The following is a 19,802-nucleotide window of genomic DNA, read 5'->3' as shown; positions in this document are numbered from 1 at the left end:
GCAGGCGCCATGAGCCCGACCTCGAGCACCCGCAAAACCACCGGCACCACAGACGATCCCACCATTCTCGATCAATTCATCGCCGAACGCCTGCCGGGTTGGCTGCGCACGGCATCCAGGGACCAGGCGCGCGCAGTGAGCGCTGCATTGATCCGGCATCAGGCGTCGCTTGAAGCGTTGACCGAGTTGTTCCAGCTCCTGCAGTCGCCCGACGTGTTCGCTGCGCCCCTGCTGGACAAGGCCTTGCGCGACACCCTGGGGCTGCAACTGGACACGCGTGCGGCGCACTGGAAGGAAGTGCGCCTGCGTCAGTACCGCCCGGGGCTTTCGGTCACGCCCATGCCTTATCTGGAGGCGATCGAGATCCAGAGCCCGCTGTTGCAGCGTGCCCTGCAGAACTTCAGCGAGACTGCCGGCGGCTACTGGGGATTCTTTCGCGGCACGGCGATCGTGTCTGCGGGTCAGGCACTGGGCGTCGCGCCCGAGCGGTTTGCCGGCCTGTGCCGCACGCTGGACCTGGGCCAGAAGTATCAGGCTCATCTGGACAGTGTGCTCGACCCGCCGGATGACGCACTCAAGCGCCAGCGCCATGCGATGCTGGCCCGCGAACAGCGCGATCAGCTGGATGTGGCCGCCCAGGTCGGCTACCTGAAAAAGGACATCGACGAGGTGGCCTACCGCATGCTGCGCCAGGTGGTCGACGGGGCGAGCCAGGTGACCTACGCCGAGCACCCGGTAAGGGTGCGCAGCATCGAGGTGCTGGGGCAGCAGGTACAGGGCGCGGTCGCCTTTCTGGCCCGTGGCGAACCCCTGGAGGGGGCGATACGCTGGACCGAGGCCGGCCTGGTGCGCCAGGTGGTGGTGTTTCTGCCTGGCGATCCGCAGCGCCCGCTGCGTCAGTATCCGACCTGGTATGCCTGTGCAACCGATCTGGGCCTGGCCTTGAAATCGGCTGATTACCTGAGCTACTTCCAGAGCCTGATCAGCCTGCAGGAGCGTGCAGCTTTCGGCGCGGCCTGGCAGGCGCAGCGAGACGCGGCGCGCCCGGACCTGGAGCTGCTCGATTACCCGCTGGCCGGGGAGTTGTTCGCCAGCCTTGCGCAATGGCGTATCGCCCGGCTCAAGGCCGACGCAGCGGTGCTTGCCGTGCCTACGGCCAGGGTCGACGATGCGCTGGCCGAAGCACGTCGCGAGGCCTACCTGGCCGCAGGTGAAACCCTGCTCGGCATAGCGGCCTCGTTCGTCCCCGGGGTTGGCCAGATCATGCTGCTCAGTAGCGTCGGGCAGTTGCTGGGCGAGGTCTACGAGGGCGCCGTCGACTGGAGCAAGGGCCAGCGCAAGGAGGCCCTGGCGCATCTGACCGGCGTGGCCGAAAACGTGCTGGCCAGCGTTGCAACAGGGGCGGGTGTGGCGGGCCTGGTGGCGGTGGCCAAACGTTCGGCCTTCGTCGACGGCCTCATGCCGATAGTGCGCAGCACGGGCCAATACAGGCTGTGGAACGAAGACCTGGCAAGCTACCGTCATGCCCACCCTTTGCCTGAAACCCTGGTGCCGCGCGGCGATGGCTTGTATGAGGATGCAGGCGCGCTGTGGCTCAGGCATGAAGGGCAGACCTATCAGGTTCAGCAGCGCGATGGGCGCTGGGTTATGGTGCCCCCGCAGCGTGCCGAAGCCTACTCGCCCGGCCTGGAAACCAATGGCGAAGGCGCCTGGCGCCTGCCTGGCGAGCATGCGCTGCAGTGGGCGGGCAATGCCCTGCTGATGCGGCGCCTGGGCCCGCTGGCCGAAGGGCTGAGCGATGCGCAGATCGACCAGGTCATGGTGATTGCCGGTATGGACGAGGCGCGTTTGCGCGGCCTGCACGTGGAGAACCGGGGCATGCCGGTTCGCCTGCGCGATACCCTGGTCCGCTTCGGTATCGATACGCGCATCTCGACATTCTTCGAGCGTCTGCACCGGCAAACCGATGCCCAGGGCCTGGACCCTGTGCTCCATGCCTTCTGCAGGGAGCATCTGCAGGGTGTCGAAGACGCGGGGCAGGACTCGGAGCTCGATCATATCTGGGAGCAGATGCCGCGCTTGCGCTTCGAACTGTTCGAGCACCTTGAGGCGGCCACGCTGACCGCTGCCGATAGCCGTGTGAGCCTGTTGCAACGTGACTTTCCCGGGCTGGCGCGACGCTATGCCCAGGCGCTGGCAGAGCAGGCCGATGCCACGCAGCGCCAGATGATGGATCAGACTCGGCGCATTCCCCTGGCGGTCGCCGAGCAGGCACGCCACACCTTGCGTGAGGCGCGATTGAGCAGGGCGCTGGAGGGGTTGTGCCTGCAGAACGTGCACAGTGACGACAGCGTGGGCCTGGCCTTCGGCTTGCTGCGACGCATGCCGGCCTGGCCCGACGGGCTGAACCTGGAGCTGCGCGAAGGTTCGTCCAGCGGGCGGGTGATCGAGCGCCAGTTGTCACTCAGCGATACCCGCCAGACCCGCGTGCTGGTGCGTCGCGACGGGCAGTTTTCGGTGTACGACACTGAAGGCTACGAGATCGACGACGAGATCCCGGCTCCCCAGGGAATGTTCGAGGCGATTGCCTGCTGCCTGACGCGCGAGCAGCGTCGCGCCCTGGGCTGGACGCGTCATGACAGCGCGGCACAAATGCGCCAGGCCCTGGCTGCGCGGGCCCTGGCCAATCCCTCCGAGGCCGCGCAACTGATCGGGCAGGCGCGCTCGGCCGGGCGCTTCAGCCCGCCCCAGCGCTTGCCCGACGGTCGCATCGGGTATCCGCTCAGTGGCCGGGGCAGTGCGACACGACGGTCCCTGGTCAGTGTGGTGCGTGTGCTGTTCCCGGGCTATGACGAACTCCAGATCGATGTGCTTCTGACCGAACTGCAGGGGGGCTCGGTTGAACCGATGACGGCACTGATGCGCCTGCTGGACCAGTACCAGCGCCTCGATGCGAGCCTGCAGCTGTGGTGTCGGGAGGTCTTTGGCCAGTCCCGCGAGTGGCGACGCCTGGTGGCCGATGAGCTGCGCCGGTGCTGGCGACGACAGACCGATCGCGTGACCAATGGGGGTGGCACGCTGATCGGCTATCGCCTGAACCTGGTGGCGATGCCGGTGGGGCATCTGCCGCCGCTGGGGGCCGGTATCGATTTTTCCCACGTGATAGACCTGAGCCTGGTGGGCATGGGGCTGACCGAGCTGTCGAACAGCTTCCTGCAACGCTTTGTCGGCGTGCGCTGGCTCAACCTGGCCAACAACCGCTTCGGGCGCATACCGCCTGCCTTGAACGGCATGAACTGGTTGCGTGAGGTGAACCTGAACCTCAACCAGATCAACCTGCGCAACACCGGGGTCAATACCCTTGCGTCCCTGCATCGGCTTGAAGTGCTGAACCTGGACAACAATCCCATCGAGATCCTGCCGAACATGGCCGGCATGTACAACTTGCGCCACGTGTGGTTGCGCAGCACGCGCCTGCAGCTGTTCCCGACCGGGTTGCTCGAATGTCCGTTTCTGGATGTGGTCGACTTGCGCGACAACCTCATCACCCAGTTACCGGAGACGTTCTTCGTGCCCGAGTCGCTGAACATCTACCTGCTCCAGCGTAACCCCCTGCCGCAGGCCACCTGGGACCGCATCAACGATCTGCAGCAGTTGCTGCCCGTGGTGGAGGCTGCGGCCGGTGTCATGGTACGTGCTGAAACGACTGCGCAAGCCCGCGCACTGTGGCTGGAGCTGGCGAACGAGGCGCAGCTGGATGTGCGCAGCCGTTACTGGGACAGCCTGATTGCAGAGCCTGGCGCCGCAGACTTCTTCCAGTTGCTGACCGAACTGACCGGGTCGGCGGATTTCCAGCATACCCGGGCCGAACTGGACCAGCGCGTGTGGCGCATGCTCGAGGCGATGGCGCAGCACACGGCGCTGCGCGAGGAACTGTTCGAGCTGGCGGCCAGCCCGACCACGTGCGTGGACAGCGTGTCGTCCACCTACAGTGCGCTCGAAGTGCGGTTTTTGCTGTTTCAGACCGTGCGCGCAGACAGCCCTAACGAGCAGCAGGGCGAAGCGTTGCTCGCCTTCGCGCGGCGTCTGTTTCGTCTTGAACAGGTCGAACAGTTCGCGCGTGCCGACATCCAGGCCAGGACGCAGGAGGCGCGTGGGGTGGACGAGGTCGAGGTGAGCCTGGCCTATCGCACCCGTCTGGCCGCTGCACTGGACCTGCCCGGGCAACCGCGCAACATGCAGTTCGCCGAAGTGGCCGCCGTGGCCCCGGCACAGATACACGAGGCCCAGCGGGTCGTGCTGGCTGCCGAGCAGACCGACCAGCTGGCAACGTTCATCAGCGGCCGGGATTTCTGGCTGGCCTACCTGCGCCAGGCTCACGAAGGCGAGTTCGAGCAGGTCGAACAACCGTTCTGGGATCGACTCGAGGTGCTGGCCGCGCAACAGGGCACGCTGCAGGAAGGGGTGTACCTGACGCGAATGAACGCATTGCGCAGCGAACGCGAGGCGGTAGTGCAGGCGCTGGCATTGCGCCTGACCCAGGCGGCGCTGGAGGCTGCCGCGCCGCCTGCGGGCTAGCGCCGGGGGCTGTGCAGGCAGTGGCCAAACCAGTCATCCAGATTGACAGCTTTGGCCATTGTCGCTGCGCGCTGGTGGCGCGACTATCGTCAGATCATTCGTTCTATTCCAACAATAAGAAACGAGGAGTCTGGCAATGCGTGATTACCACGACGCGCAGCTTGCTTTCGATTACCTGCACACTGCCGATGCCGTGCTGGCGGGCAACCTGGGTGCGCTCAACGCCTGCGTCGAGTGTTGCGACCGGCACGCCGCCGAGGGCGGCGTGGCCTTGTACTGGGAGCGCCACGACGGGGCCTGCGCGCAGTACACCTTTGCCGACCTGCAGCAGCGCGCCGCACGCCTGGCCAATGTGCTCAAGGCGCAGGGCGTGGGGCCGGGCGACCGGGTGGCGGGGCTGCTGCCGCGCACCGTCGAGCTGCTGGTCACGGTGCTCGCCACCTGGCGCCTGGGGGCGGTCTACCAGCCCCTGTTCACTGCCTTCGGGCCTAAGGCCATCGAGCACCGCCTGCACAGTTCCGGCGCCCGCGTGGTGGTCACCGACCGCACCAACCGCCCGAAGCTCGACGAGGTCGAGGGCTGTGCGCGGATCATTACCGTCGATGCCCAGGCCGGCAGCGGCGACCTGGATTTTCACACTGCCCTGGACGCTGCCAGCGCCGACTGCGCGCCTGTGCTGTTGTCCGGGGAGGCTCCCTTCCTGCTGATGTTCACCTCCGGCACCACCGGCCCGGCCAAGCCGCTGGAGGTGCCGTTGCGGGCCATCGTGGCGTTTCAGGGCTACATGCGCGACGCCATCGACCTGCGCCCCGAAGACAACTTCTGGAACCTGGCCGACCCCGGCTGGGCCTACGGCCTGTACTACGCCGTCACCGGGCCGCTGGCGCTGGGCCAGGCCACCACCTTCTTCGACGGCCCGTTCAGTGTCGAAAGTACCTGCCGGGTGATCGACAAGTACGCCATCACCAACCTGGCCGGGTCGCCCACGGCCTATCGCATGCTGATCGCTGCCGGCCAGGCCTTCGCCGAGCCGATCAAGGGCCGCCTGCGGGTGGTCAGCAGCGCCGGCGAACCGCTCAACCCGGAGGTGATCCGCTGGTTCGCCGAACACCTGCAGGTGCCCATCCACGATCACTATGGCCAGACCGAACTGGGCATGGTGCTGTGCAACCACCACGGCCTGCGTCACCCGGTGCACCTGGGCTCGGCCGGCTTTGCCATCCCGGGTCATCGCATCGTTGTGCTTGATGAACAGCAGCACGAACTGCCGCCCGGCCAGCCCGGCATCCTCGCGGTGGACCGCGAGCAGTCACCGCTGTGCTGGTTCGGTGGCTACCACGGGGTCCAGACCAAGGCCTTCGTCGGCAAGTACTACCTCAGCGGCGACACGGTGGAGCTGAACCAAGACGGCAGCATCAGCTTTGTCGGGCGCAGCGACGACGTGATCACCACCTCCGGGTATCGGGTCGGGCCGTTCGATGTGGAAAGCGCGCTGATCGAGCACCCGGCGGTGATCGAGGCCGCCGTGGTCGGCAAGCCGGACCCGGAGCGCACCGAACTGATCAAGGCGTTCGTGGTGCTGGCCAGCGGCGTGGAGGGCACGCCGGAGCTGGCCGAAAACCTGCGCCAGCATGTGCGCCAGCGCCTTTATGCACATGCCTACCCGCGCGAAATCGAATTTGTCGGCGAGCTGCCCAAGACCCCGAGCGGCAAGCTGCAGCGTTTCATCCTGCGCAATCAGGAAATAGCCAAACAACACACCGCGCCGGCGCCCGTCGCCAGCGCCTGAGGACCCCTTATGCAAATTGCCAACAAGAACTTCATCGTCAGCGGCGCCGCCTCCGGGCTGGGCGCCGCCACCGCCGAGATGCTGATCGGCGCCGGTGCCCAGGTGATGCTGGTGGACCTTAACGCCGAGGCCGTTGCAGCCAAGGCGCAAGCCCTGGGTGACAAGGCCCGTTTCGCCGTGGCCGACATCAGTCAGGAGGCCCCGGCCAAGGCCGCCGTGGACGCGGCCGTCAGCGCCTTTGGCAGCCTCCACGGGCTGGTCAACTGTGCCGGCATCGTCGGCGCCGAGAAGGTCCTGGGCAGGCAGGGGCCGCACGGCCTGGACAGCTTCAGCCGGGTGATCAACGTCAACCTGATCGGCAGCTTCAACCTGCTGCGCCTGGTGGCAGCGGCCATGGCCGAAGGCGGTGCCGACGCCGACGGCGAGCGCGGGGTGATCATCAATACCGCCTCCATCGCCGCCTATGACGGGCAGATCGGCCAGGCGGCCTACGCTGCCTCCAAGGGCGCGATTGCCAGCCTGACCCTGCCGGCCGCCCGCGAACTGGCGCGCTTCGGTATCCGCGTGATGACCATCGCGCCGGGCATCTTCGAAACCCCGATGATGGCCGGCATGACCCAGGAAGTACGCGACTCGCTGGCGGCCGGCGTGCCGTTCCCGCCGCGTCTGGGGCGCCCGCAGGAGTACGCGGCGCTGGCGCGTCACATCATTGAAAACAGCATGCTCAACGGCGAGGTGATCCGCCTCGACGGTGCCTTGCGCATGGCTGCCAAGTAATTCAGGAGAACCGCATGAGCATGTCCCATGATCCCATCGTAATCGTCAGCGCCGTGCGCACGCCCATGGGCGGCCTGCAGGGCGATCTCAAAAGCCTGACTGCACCGCAACTGGGCGCTGCCGCCATTCGCGCAGCCGTCGAGCGTGCGGGCGTGGCTGCCGACAGCGTCGACCAGGTGCTGTTCGGCTGCGTGCTGCCAGCCGGTCTCGGCCAGGCCCCGGCACGCCAGGCGGCCCTGGGGGCCGGCCTGGACAAGGGCACCACCTGCACCACCCTGAACAAGATGTGCGGCTCGGGCATGCAAGCCGCGATCATGGCCCATGACCTGCTGCTGGCCGGTACTGCCGAGGTGGTGGTGGCCGGCGGCATGGAGAGCATGTCCAACGCCCCGTACCTGCTGGACAAGGCGCGCAGCGGCTACCGCATGGGCCACGGCAAGGTCATCGACCACATGTTTTTCGACGGTCTGGAAGATGCCTACGACAAGGGTCGCCTGATGGGCACCTTTGCCGAGGACTGCGCCCAGGCCCAGGGCTTCAGCCGCCAGGCTCAGGACGACTTTGCGATTGCCTCGCTGACCCGTGCGCAACAGGCGATCGAGAACGGCAGCTTTGCCGCCGAGATCGTGCCGGTGGAGGTGACCGAGGGCAGGCAGACCCGCCTGGTCAGCCACGACGAACAGCCGCCCAAGGCCCGCCTGGACAAGATCGCGCAGCTCAGGCCGGCGTTTCGCGAAGGCGGTACGGTCACGGCAGCCAACTCCAGCTCGATTTCCGACGGTGCGGCGGCGCTGGTGCTGATGCGCAGGTCCCAGGCCGAGCAGCGCGGCCTCAAGCCACTGGCGGTGATCCACGGGCATGCGGCGTTCGCCGACGAGCCTGCACTGTTCCCCACCGCGCCGATCGGCGCCATCGATGCGCTGCTCAAGCGCACCGGCTGGAGCCTGACCGAGGTCGACCTGTTCGAAATCAACGAGGCGTTCGCGGTGGTCACCCTGGCGGCGATGAAGCAGCTGGACCTGCCCCACGACAAGGTCAACATCCACGGCGGCGCCTGCGCCCTGGGCCACCCCATCGGCGCATCGGGCGCGCGTATTCTGGTGACCCTGCTTGCCGCGCTGCGCCAGAAGGGCCTGCGCCGCGGCATCGCGGCCATCTGCATCGGCGGTGGCGAAGCCACGGCCATGGCTGTCGAGTGTCTGGACTGAGGTGCACCATGCTAGTCAACGATGAACAACAGCAGATCAGCGACGCCGTTCGCCAGTTTGCCCAGGAGCGCCTGCGGCCCTTTGCCGAGCAGTGGGACCGCGAGCACCGCTTCCCGCGGGAGGCTATCGAGCAGATGGCCGAGCTGGGCCTGTTCGGCATGCTGGTGCCGGAGCAGTGGGGCGGCAGCGACACCGGCTATGTCGCCTACGCCATGGCCCTGGAGGAAATCGCCGCCGGCGATGGTGCCTGCTCGACCATCATGAGCGTGCACAACTCGGTGGGCTGCGTGCCGATCCTCAAGTTCGGCAGCGAGCAGCAGAAGCAGCAGTTTCTGACGCCGCTGGCCACGGGCGCGATGCTCGGTGCCTTTGCCCTGACCGAGCCCCAGGCGGGCTCCGATGCCAGCAGCCTGAAAACCCGTGCGCGCCTCGAGGGCGATCACTATGTGCTCAACGGCTGCAAGCAGTTCATCACCTCGGGGCAGAATGCCGGCGTGGTGATCGTGTTCGCGGTGACCGACCCGGCAGCCGGCAAGCGCGGCATCAGTGCCTTTATCGTGCCCACCGACTCGCCTGGCTACCAGGTGGCGCGGGTGGAGGACAAGCTCGGCCAGCATGCCTCCGATACCTGCCAGATCGTCTTCGAGAACGTGCGTGTGCCGCTGGCCAATCGCCTGGGCGAGGAGGGCGAGGGGTACCGGATCGCCCTGGCCAACCTGGAAGGCGGGCGCATCGGTATTGCCGCGCAATCGGTGGGCATGGCGCGGGCCGCGTTCGAGGTGGCACGTGACTATGCGCGCGAACGCGAGAGCTTCGGCAAGCCCCTGATCGAACACCAGGCGGTGGCGTTTCGCCTGGCCGACATGGCCACGCGCATCGCCGTGGCCCGGCAGATGGTGCATCATGCCGCCGCCTTGCGTGATGCCGGGCGCCCGGCGCTGGTGGAGGCCTCGATGGCCAAGCTGTTTGCTTCGGAAATGGCCGAAAAGGTCTGTTCCGATGCCTTGCAGACCCTGGGCGGTTATGGCTATCTGAGCGACTTCCCGCTGGAGCGGATCTACCGTGACGTGCGGGTTTGCCAGATCTACGAAGGCACCAGCGACATTCAGCGCATGGTCATTGCGCGCAATCTTTGAAGGGAGCAGCTTGCATGAGTTTCGAAACCATTCTGTTGGACATCCGTGGCAAGGTCGGCCTGATCACCCTCAACCGGCCCCAGGCGCTCAACGCCCTCAACGCGCAGATCGTGCGCGAGCTGAACCAGGCGCTGGACCAGCTCGAAGCCGACCCGAACATCGGCTGCGTGGTGCTGACCGGTTCGGAGAAAGCCTTCGCCGCCGGTGCCGATATCAAGGAAATGGCCGAGCTGAGCTACCCGCAGATCTACATCGACGACCTGTTCAGCGACAGCGACCGCATCGCCAACCGCCGCAAGCCGATCATCGCCGCGGTGTCCGGCTTCGCCCTGGGCGGTGGCTGCGAGCTGGCACTGATGTGCGACTTCATCCTGGCCGCCGACAATGCCAAGTTCGGTCAGCCTGAAATCAACCTGGGCGTGTTGCCGGGCATGGGCGGCACCCAGCGCCTGACCCGCGCGGTGGGCAAGGCCAAGGCCATGGAGCTGTGCCTGAGCGGGCGCATGATGGGGGCCGAGGAGGCCGAGCGTGCCGGCGTGGTGGCGCGTATCGTGCCCAAGGAGCAGCTGCTCGAGGAGGCCCTCAAGGTGGCGGCACAGATCGCCAGCAAGTCGGTGCCGGTGGCGATGATGGTCAAGGAGAGCATCAACCGTGCTTTCGAGGTGAGCCTGTCCGAAGGTGTGCGCTTCGAGCGCCGGGTGTTCCATGCCGCGTTTGCCACCGAAGACCAGAAGGAAGGCATGGCGGCGTTCATCGCCAAGCGCGAGGCCCAGTTCAAGGACCGCTGAGCAACATCTACCACCTGCCCGACAGGGCGTGACGCTGTACTGCGGCTTCTTTACTCACAAGGAAGTCGCATCATGGATGCAGCAGATACGCTTTTCGGGCAGTTGGCCACACACGCTTCGCTGTGCGGCCCCATCGGCCGCCAGATGGTCACCCGGCCCTCGTTGCACGCCGTGGCTGCGCAGGTGTGCGCGCAGCAATGGCAGGTGCGCGGGATCAAGGGCCCGGCGCCATCGGCCTTGACCCTGGTCAGGGGGCGGCCGGGGCAGGGCGCGCGGCTCGATACGCTGGCCGATGCCCTGATACGGCGCTATTGCGAACGCACCTGCCTCAACCTGGCCAGCGGGCTGGACTACCTCACCCTGCAGCGCGGCGCCGAGTATCCGCAGGCCGCCGATGTCGACCTGCACGCGGTCGAAACCCTGCTCAATGAATGCGGGCCGTTGCTGCTCGATGAATACAAGCGTGTGCTCAGCTGTTACTGGGGCCAGGCCGAGCCGGGCCAGACCGCGCGCTGGGACTGGCTGGCCGATTACCTCAAAAGCCGTTTTTCCAGCGCCTGCGAACTGGCCCGAGGGGCTGGCGTGCTGGACGGGCTGGAGCTGGCCACGGCGACGATGGTCGGCATCTATCCACGGGCGACGCAGCGCGCGCAGTTCGGCAACGGCGCGGATGTACGCGTGTCGCTGCTGTGCCTGGATGCCGAACCCGGTGGCGGGCTGGACCCTGAACTGGCCAGCGCGGTGCTGATCGAGCGCCAGGTGCTCGGCCAGTTGCGCACTGTCGTGGTGCTCTACACCCTGGCGGGTGGGCTGTATCGCTTCGATTCGCGCCAGGCACTGCTGGAGGCATTGGCCAGGGGCTGGGGCGCGCAGGCTTCGGGCACCTTCAAGCTCAACCTGTACCAGACCGAACTGTCGATTTTCCAGGCCCAGGCGCGGTTGTTGTTCGAACAGCAATTGCGCCTGATCGATGCCATCGCCGCAGCACCTCTCGATTCGCAGGTCGACCCGGTGCAGACGCTGGTCGCGCGCCTGGAAGAAGCCACCTCGCTGGTGCAGGTATGCGATGTGAGCGAGCGCCAGACCCTGGCCAGCCTGCGCGGGCTGTTGCCGACGTGGTTGCGCGACGCTGACGAGGCGCCGCGCCTGCAGTACACCGAGATGCTGGTGCGCCTGGCGCGGGTGCAGCAGCGCAGTGGCGGGCAGTCGTTCCTGCATGACCTGCCCGGCATGCCGGAGTATGCCTGGGCCCAGTGGCAGGCGGCGGTGCGTGCCGGGCACCCGGGCTTTACCCGTGCCGAGCTGGAGGATGTCGAGCTGGTCAACCGCCAGGTGATTGCCGGCGCCGGCGGCAGTGGGGGGGATTTTGCCCCGGCGGGCAGCATTCGCGAGGTGACGCTGAACCTGGCCCAACTGGCGGTGGGCAACCTGGGGCTGCTCAGGGCAGGCAGCGTCACCTTGCGCAGCCGCAGCGGCGCAGTGCTGCCGACATGGCTGGATCTTGCATTCATCAAGGCCCAGGTCACCCGCCTGGATGTGGGCCAGACCTACCCGGACCTGTTGCAGCACAGCCTGCTGGATGACCCTGTGCAGTCGGCCAGTCGCCAGCAGCTGTTCGTCGATCAGTTGCGCGAACAGCTACCGATGCTGGTGCTGGAGTACTGCCTGCGTCAACGCGAAGGGGTCAGTGCACTGAGTGCCCGGCGTGTCACGGCACTGTGCCGTGGCGAGGAAACCGACGCGGTGCTGCGTCCGTTGGGCCTGTTGCGCGAGGCGGGTGCACACCCCGATGTCGCGCTCAATGCGTACCTGGTCGAGGGCCGCGACCCGCGCCAGGGGCCGTGCCTGCTGTATCGCCCACTGCACCGCGAGCCGCTGCAGGAGTTCAGCTCGCGCCAGGCCCTGTTCGAGCGGTTGTGCGAGCCCGGCGCGCTGCACGATGATCTGCTGGCGCGGCTGCCTGCCAAGGCACAGCCGGTGTACGCGCGTGGCGGGCTGGAGCAGCCGCATACGGTGCGCTTTCTGCCCGGCTCAGACTTCGCTCCCCTTCAGGTGCCGGCCCCGGCGTCGTTCAGCGACGCGCTGATCGACGGCGACCCGCTGGTGCATCTGTACCGTAGCTGCGCCCAGGAACTGGTGGCCCACGCCCGGGCCGGCTCGCAGTCATCCAGCGAACAGCGCTGGGCGGCCTATGCCGAACTGGGCTGGCTGATGTTCAACACGCTGTTGCCACTGTGCAATGGCCCGGTTGCGGTGGCCGGCTGGCTTGTGCAACTGACGGCAGGCCTGCGCGATACCTTGCAGCAACACCAGAGCGAGGGTGACGGGCAGCTGGCGGGATGGTTGTTCAACCTGGCGCTGACGTTGCTGGCGAGCAGGACCGATACCACCCGGCTCAAGCTCTCAACCCTTGCGCAGAGGGGCGAGTCGCCGCTGGCCCAGGTGCTGGAGCCCGAGTTCGGCCATGCCCTTGCTTCGCCCTCGGGCCAGGCGCTGGACAGCCTGGATTTCAGCTGGGCAGCGGCGGCGGACCGACTGAACGGCGAACAGCGCGCGCGCCTGGTGCCCCTGCAGCGCGTGCAGGGCCGCGAGGGGCTGGGGGCACCGATCAGCCACGGGCCCTGGCAGGGGTTGTACCTGCATGAGGACCGTCTGTGGGTGGGTGTCAGCGGGCAGGTCTACCCCGTGGTGGAGGAGGATGCCGGCCTGCGAATCCGCGACGCGCAACAGCCTCCCGGGCCCTGGCTGCGGCACGCCGCCGATGGCAGCTGGCAGTTCGACCTGGGCTTGCGCTTGCGTGGCGGCATGCCGCTGAATCGGCGCATCCAGCAGTTGCGCCTGGCCAACCAGGCTCGCGTGGAGGTTCTGCAGAAGGAACTGGACGACTACCAGCCGGTGCGCCAGGCCAGCGCCTTGCAGCTCAAGCGCGATCTGGACGAGGTGGTGAAACAGGAGCCGCAGCCCTCGGCCGAGCGATTGCAGCGCTATGTGGATGATCTGCGACGGCACGGGCAGGGGCTGGCCAAGGCGCGGGAAAGCCATGCGCAACTGAACCAGCTTAAAACCCTGGCAAACTTTCGCGCCCAGCAGGGCAACTACCTGTTCGAGGAGTCCAGCATTACCGTGCAGTTGCTGTACGCCTTGCGAAGCCTGTTCATGCATAACAAGGACGGCATAAACAACCTTCGCGGCGGCCAGGGTCAGGACCGTCTGCGCGAACTGGTGCTGGAAGGCACTTCGCCCACCTATCGGCAACTGGTGGTGCTGCTCGAAGGGGCCAAGACCCTGACCGAGCAGATCATCGACTGCTATCAGGCCCTCGATCGCCTGACCGGGCAGCTGCGCCAGATCCTGCCCGGCGGCCCGGCCCAGGCAAGCAGGATCGAGGCGATGCGCGGTGAAGAGCTGGCAGTCCAGGCCTGGCGTTCGTCCCAGATCAACATGCTGGGGGTGTTGGTGCTGCAGGCAGACCGCGGGCACGCCGGAGGCGAGGGTATCTACGAGACGGTATTGTCTGCCCGATTGGGCTTGCAACTGGAGCTCGAGATGGGCGGGGCGTTCACCGATCAGGAACGGGTGCAGATGCTCGACAGCAGTGTGCGCCACTATGCCAGTGCACTGCAGGGCACCCAGCTGTACAAGGCCTCCAGCGCGGTTTTGCAGGGGGCGGCACAGGTGGAGGAGTACCAGCAGGTGCTGCAGGCCCTGCATGATGCTGCCCAGAAGCGACTGGCCGGGCTGATTCGCGACCTGCCACGCCAACCTTCGGCGCCACCGGCCTCAGGCAGCCGCTCGCGCACGTTGATACGCACCCGCAACCGCGGCGTGGTGGTGGGCCAGCAGCGTCGGCTGGCAGGGGCCGACAGCAACGTGGTGGTGGTGATCGACCCGGTGGAACAGCGCGAGCTGGCCCGCTACGAGGAAACCGCCGAGGCCGGTATCTGGCAGCCGGTGGAGCGCCCCCGCCCAGCACCTGCGCGCGCCACCCAGGCGCAGTTGCCGGGCTTGCTGGAGCGCTCCACGCGGTTGCTGAACGACTCGGCGCAGCAGCTCAGGCGCGCCGTCGCCCAGGCCAGGACCGCCATGCTTCCGGTGGAGATGGAAGAAATCCTGACGCACCAGGCGCGCCCGCTTGACGAGCTGGCCCGGCAGATCGAACAAGCATTGACTGCCGGCAACGACACCGACCGGTCTGCTGCCGGCCAGGATGCGGCGCTGCAAGCCAAGGCCCTGCTCGAGCAGGCCAAGCATCTGCGTGATGAAGGGCGCCGTCTGCGTGTGCAGATGACCCTGGCACAGTTGCCGACGGTCAGTCGGGTGGCCTACCTCAAGGCCCAGGGTGAGGTCAGCCTGCACAGGCTTCAGCCGCGCAAGCCCACGCGAAAACGCAAGGGCCATGCCCAGGATTTCCTTCAGGAGTACGAAATCCACGACAAGGCGGGGCAGTTGCTGTGGGTCGCGCACTTTCATTACGCGACCCTGGACGCAGAGCCTGGGCTGTACACCGCGGCGCATCTGAAAACCGCCGCACAGCGGTTCGAGGGGGGGCAGTACCAGTTGCCGGCAGACGCCGACAATGAGCGCGTGATCCAGATCTACCGCAGCCAGATCGACAGCCGCTCGGCCCGGGCGCTGTTCCTGGACCTGTAGCGGCGCCGCGCCTACTACCAAATGACGAGTTGTCCTCTGCCAAAGGGCGATTCGTCAGCCGCCCCGGGCTGCCTAAGATCCGTACACCGCCTGTCGTCATGACAGGCCCGGATCAACAGAGGCCCGAACATGATCTATGCAGCTCCCGGCACCGAAGGCGCCCTTGTCAACTTCAAACCGCGTTACGGCAACTACATCGGCGGCGAGTTCGTTGCCCCGCTGAACGGCCAGTACTTCACCAATAGCTCGCCGGTGAACGCCCAGGTCATCGCCGAATTTCCACGTTCCAGCGCCGAAGACGTCGAGCGCGCCCTGGACGCCGCCCACGCCGCTGCCGATGCCTGGGGCCGTACCAGCGTGCAGGACCGCTCGCGCATCCTGCTCAAGATTGCCGACCGCATCGAGCAGAACCTCGAAGTGCTGGCCATTGCCGAAACCTGGGACAACGGCAAGGCCATTCGCGAAACCCTGAATGCCGATGTGCCGCTGGCCGCCGACCATTTCCGTTACTTCGCCGGTTGCATCCGTGCCCAGGAAGGCAGCGCCGCCGAGATCAACGAAAACACCGCCGCCTACCATTTCCATGAACCGCTGGGTGTGGTCGGGCAGATCATTCCATGGAACTTCCCGCTGCTGATGGCCGCCTGGAAGCTCGCCCCGGCCCTGGCCGCCGGCAACTGCGTGGTGCTCAAGCCGGCTGAACAGACCCCACTGTCGATCACCGTGTTCGCCGAGCTGGTGGGCGACCTGCTGCCACCGGGCGTGCTCAACATCGTGCAGGGCTTCGGGCGCGAGGCCGGTGAAGCGCTGGCCACCAGCAAGCGCATCGCCAAGATCGCCTTCACCGGTTCCACCCCGGTGGGCTCGCACATCATGAAGTGCGCTGCCGAGAACATCATCCCCAGCACCGTGGAACTGGGCGGCAAGTCGCCGAACATCTTCTTCGAAGACATCATGCAGGCCGAGCCGAGTTTCATCGAGAAGGCCGCCGAAGGTCTGGTGCTGGCGTTCTTCAACCAGGGCGAAGTGTGCACCTGCCCATCGCGTGCGGTGATACAGGAATCGATCTACGAGCCGTTCATGGCCGTGGTGATGAAGAAGATCGCCCAGATCAAGCGTGGCAACCCGCTGGACACCGAAACCATGGTTGGTGCCCAGGCGTCCGAGCAGCAGTACGACAAGATCCTCTCGTACCTGGACATCGCCCGCGAAGAGGGCGCGCAGGTACTGACCGGTGGCGCCAGCGAGCGCCTGGCCGGCGACCTGTCGACCGGTTACTACATCCAGCCGACCCTGCTCAAGGGCCACAACAAGATGCGCGTGTTCCAGGAAGAGATCTTCGGCCCGGTGGTGGGCGTGACCACCTTCAAGGACGAGGCCGAGGCCCTGGCAATCGCCAACGACACCGAGTTCGGCCTGGGCGCCGGGCTGTGGACCCGCGACATCAACCGTGCCTACCGCATGGGCCGTGGCATCAAGGCCGGGCGCGTGTGGACCAACTGCTACCACCTGTACCCGGCGCACGCCGCGTTCGGCGGGTACAAGAAGTCCGGCGTGGGTCGTGAAACCCACAAGATGATGCTCGACCACTACCAGCAGACCAAGAACCTGCTGGTGAGCTACGACATCAATCCGCTGGGCTTCTTCTGACGCCCGATGGCTGTGGGAAAATCTGTTCCAAAGTAGCATTCGACCTGCGCCGGCAACGGTGTATTAATAGACGCACCGCAATCCTGTGGTGCCAGAAGAGGATGGACCTATGTGGAAAAAACCCGCGTTCACTGATCTGCGTATCGGCTTTGAAGTGACCATGTACTTCGCCAGCCGTTGATCCCTCTTGCGCCGGTGCCCCAAGGCACCGGCGCTGCCTTGTGCATCCCCCCTATCGTCTGATTGCAAAACCCTCCTGATGCTTTAGGCTGGCGCTACCTTAAAAGAACAAGAAGGCGTCGCATGAGCCCGAACCTGAGCCAGTTGCGTAAATTCGTCTCTCCGGAAATCATCTTCGGTGCCGGCTGTCGGCACCATGTGGCCAATTACGCCAGGACCTTCGGCGCGCGCAAGGTACTGCTGGTCAGTGACCCTGGCGTGATCGCCGCCGGCTGGGTCGGCGACATCGAGGCCAGCCTGCAGGCGCAGGGCATCGATTACTGCCTGTACAGCGACGTGTCGCCCAACCCGCGGGTCGAAGAGGTCATGGCCGGCGCCGAGCGCTATCGCAGCGAACAGTGCGACGTGATCGTGGCCGTTGGCGGCGGCAGCCCGATGGACTGCGCCAAGGGCATCGGCATCGTGGCGGCCCACGGCCGGCACATCCTGGAGTTCGAAGGGGTCGACACCATCCGAGTGCCGAGCCCGCCGCTGATCCTGATCCCGACCACCGCCGGCACCTCGGCCGACGTGTCGCAGTTCGTGATCATCTCCAACCAGCAGGAACGCATGAAGTTCTCCATCGTCAGCAAGGCGGTGGTACCCGATGTGTCGCTGATCGACCCTGAAACCACCCTGAGCATGGACCCGTTCCTGTCGGCCTGTACCGGCATCGACGCGCTGGTGCATGCCATCGAGGCGTTCGTGTCCACCGGCCATGGGCCGCTGACCGATCCCCATGCCCTGGAGGCAATGCGCCTGATCAACGGCAACCTGGTGCAGATGATCGCCAACCCGCAGGACATTGCCCTGCGCGAGAAGATCATGCTCGGCAGCATGCAGGCCGGGCTGGCCTTCTCCAATGCCATCCTCGGGGCGGTGCACGCCATGTCCCACAGCCTGGGCGGGTTTCTCGACCTGCCCCACGGCCTGTGCAATGCGGTGCTGGTCGAGCATGTGGTGGCCTTCAACTACAGCGCCGCCCCCGATCGCTTCAAGTTGATCGCGCAGACCCTGGGTATCGATTGCCGCGGGCTGAACCACAATCAGGTCCGCCAGCGCCTGGTCGAGCACCTGATCGCGCTCAAGCACGCCGTGGGCTTTCACGAAACCCTGGCCTTGCACGGGGTGGGCAGCAGCGACATTCCGTTCCTGTCGCAGCATGCGATGGACGACCCGTGCATCCTCACCAACCCGCGGACCTCGAGCCAGCGTGATGTCGAGGTGGTGTATGGCGAGGCCCTCTGAGCCTGGCGCGAATGCGCTGGCCGGGCTGCTGGGGCTGAGCAACCACACTGTTCGCAAAAGCCACTACCCGGAACTGGCGGCGCGCCTGGACGAGCTGGAAACCGAGCGCAAGCGCTATTCGTGGCTGTTCGAGCATGCGGTGCACGGCATCTTCCAGGCCAGCCTCGACGATGGCCTGCGCGCCGCCAACCCGGCGCTGGCGCGCATGCTGGGGTATGCCGACCCCCAGGCGGTGCTGTTTTCCCGGCGTGACCTGGCCAGCCACCTGTTCGTGGGCGGCCAGGCCGAGTTGCAGGACATTGCCCAGGTGCTGCAGCGCGAGCAGGCCCTGCTGGGTTACGAAACCCAGCTGCGACGCAAGGACGGCAGCAGCATCGATGTGCTGATGAACCTGTTGCTGCGCCCGGACGAGGAGGGCGTGGTCGAGGGGTTCGTCGCCGACATCACCGAGCGCAAGCTGGCGCAGGAGCGTCTGCAGCAACTCAACGACGAGCTGGAGCAGCGCGTGGCCGAGCGTACCCGCCAGCTGATGGAGGCACGCGATGCGGCCCAGGCCGCCAACCGCAGCAAGGACAAGTACCTGGCCGCCGCCAGCCACGACCTGCTGCAACCGCTCAACGCTGCACGCCTGTTGATTTCGACCCTGCGCGAGCGCCAGTTGCCGCAGGCCGAGCAATTGCTGGTGGAGCGCGCGCACCAGGCGCTGGAAGGTGCCGAAGACCTGTTGAGCGATCTGCTGGATATTTCCCGGCTCGACCAGGCGGCAATCAAGCCTGACCTTGACCTGTACCTGCTGGACGATGTGCTGGCGCCGCTGGCCTCGGAGTTCCAGCCGGTGGCGGCTGCCGAGGGCCTGGGCCTGCGTTTGCGCAGCGGGCGCCAGGTGATCCGCACCGATGTGCGGCTGCTGACGCGGATCCTGCGCAACTTCCTCAGCAACGCCTGCCGCTACACCGAACAGGGGCGCATCCTGCTGGGGGCGCGGCGGCGTGGCGACTGCCTGCGCCTGGAGGTCTGGGATACCGGGCGCGGCATTGCTGCGCAGCGCCTGCAATCGATCTTTCTCGAATTCAACCAGCTCGATGTGGGCCGCGCCGCCGATCGCAAGGGGGTGGGCCTGGGCCTGGCGATCGTCGAGCGCATTGCGCGGATCCTCGATTACCCGGTACGGGTGCGCTCCTGGCCGGGGCGCGGTTCGGTGTTCAGCATCGATGTGCCGCTCTCCACCGAACGTCGTTGCCCGCCGGTGCTGGCGCCAGCACCGCTGCCGAGCGTCGGCGACCCGCTGCCGGGGCGCCGCCTGCTGGTGCTGGACAACGAACTGAGCATCTTGCAGAGCATGGCCGCCCTGCTGGCCCAGTGGGGGTGCGAGGTGCTGACCGCGACCGACCGCGAGACGGCATTTCAGGTGTTGCAGGGGCGCGCGCCGGAACTGGTGCTGGCGGACTTTCACCTGGACCACGGGGTGACCGGCTGCGAAGTGGTGCGCGACCTGCGTGAGCATTTCGCGGTGACCATACCCGCCGTGATGATCACCGCCGATCGCAGCGACCAGAGCCGCCGTGCGATGCAGCGCCTGGGCGCGCCATTGCTCAACAAGCCGGTCAAGCCGGGCAAGCTGCGTGCGGTGCTGAGCCAGCTGCTGGGCGAGGCGGGCGTGCGATAAACAGTGAGACTACCCCCGCGGACGAGTTTTTTTGCTATAAAGGCCGCCCTCAGGGGAGCGTTGACGCTCGTTCGAGGGGCATTTCGGACAAAA

At 66.5% G+C, this 19,802-nt stretch carries 11 protein-coding genes; all 11 read left to right on the top strand.

Annotated features, from left to right (window positions below; translation table 11 throughout):
- Positions 1-9: 9 nt before the first annotated feature.
- The 11 genes from ACPRTJ_RS00570 to ACPRTJ_RS00520 all read left to right on the top strand — a co-directional run bounded on the left by ACPRTJ_RS00570 (position 10) and on the right by ACPRTJ_RS00520 (position 19,709).
- The gene (locus tag ACPRTJ_RS00570) at positions 10-4,578 is read left to right on the top strand and encodes an NEL-type E3 ubiquitin ligase domain-containing protein (protein WP_426427763.1); all 4,569 of its coding nucleotides are present in this window, start codon (positions 10-12) and stop codon (positions 4,576-4,578) included.
- Positions 4,579-4,714: 136 nt separating this feature from the next.
- Positions 4,715-6,367 (top strand): AMP-binding protein, encoded by a 1,653-nt coding sequence (locus ACPRTJ_RS00565; protein WP_426427761.1) that lies wholly within the window; start codon positions 4,715-4,717, stop codon positions 6,365-6,367.
- A gap of 9 nt (positions 6,368-6,376) precedes the next feature.
- Entirely contained in the window at positions 6,377-7,144 is a 768-nt protein-coding gene (locus ACPRTJ_RS00560; RefSeq protein WP_058541897.1) for an SDR family NAD(P)-dependent oxidoreductase, read from the top strand.
- A 14-nt stretch (positions 7,145-7,158) separates the two neighbouring features.
- Positions 7,159-8,352 carry an acetyl-CoA C-acyltransferase gene (locus ACPRTJ_RS00555; protein ID WP_054915720.1) on the top strand — a complete coding sequence of 398 codons (1,194 nt, stop codon included), beginning with the start codon at positions 7,159-7,161 and terminating at the stop codon, positions 8,350-8,352.
- Between the two features lie 8 nt (positions 8,353-8,360).
- Entirely contained in the window at positions 8,361-9,488 is a 1,128-nt protein-coding gene (locus ACPRTJ_RS00550; RefSeq protein WP_043860115.1) for an acyl-CoA dehydrogenase, read from the top strand.
- A gap of 14 nt (positions 9,489-9,502) precedes the next feature.
- Complete coding sequence (locus ACPRTJ_RS00545) at positions 9,503-10,276, top strand: enoyl-CoA hydratase (RefSeq protein WP_043860114.1); 774 nt, start codon at positions 9,503-9,505, stop codon at positions 10,274-10,276.
- Between the two features lie 72 nt (positions 10,277-10,348).
- Entirely contained in the window at positions 10,349-14,926 is a 4,578-nt protein-coding gene (locus ACPRTJ_RS00540; protein ID WP_426427758.1) for a hypothetical protein, read from the top strand.
- 129 nt (positions 14,927-15,055) lie between these two features.
- A complete protein-coding gene (gene exaC, locus ACPRTJ_RS00535; protein WP_043860112.1) occupies positions 15,056-16,576 on the top strand; it encodes an acetaldehyde dehydrogenase ExaC in 1,521 nt (506 codons plus the stop codon).
- 109 nt (positions 16,577-16,685) lie between these two features.
- The gene (gene pqqA / locus ACPRTJ_RS00530) at positions 16,686-16,757 is read left to right on the top strand and encodes a pyrroloquinoline quinone precursor peptide PqqA (protein WP_020289857.1); all 72 of its coding nucleotides are present in this window, start codon (positions 16,686-16,688) and stop codon (positions 16,755-16,757) included.
- A gap of 122 nt (positions 16,758-16,879) precedes the next feature.
- Positions 16,880-18,043, top strand: a complete 1,164-nt coding sequence (gene ercA / locus ACPRTJ_RS00525; protein WP_043860111.1) for an alcohol dehydrogenase-like regulatory protein ErcA — start codon at positions 16,880-16,882, stop codon at positions 18,041-18,043.
- Complete coding sequence (locus ACPRTJ_RS00520) at positions 18,027-19,709, top strand: hybrid sensor histidine kinase/response regulator (protein WP_054915724.1); 1,683 nt, start codon at positions 18,027-18,029, stop codon at positions 19,707-19,709. The genes ercA and ACPRTJ_RS00520 overlap by 17 nt, the downstream gene beginning before the upstream one ends.
- Positions 19,710-19,802 lie beyond the last annotated feature (93 nt).

It is taken from the genome of Pseudomonas palmensis, from assembly GCF_049942755.1.
GTDB classification, from domain to species: domain Bacteria; phylum Pseudomonadota; class Gammaproteobacteria; order Pseudomonadales; family Pseudomonadaceae; genus Aquipseudomonas; species Aquipseudomonas palmensis.
This window is presented reverse-complemented; position numbering and strand designations above follow the sequence as displayed.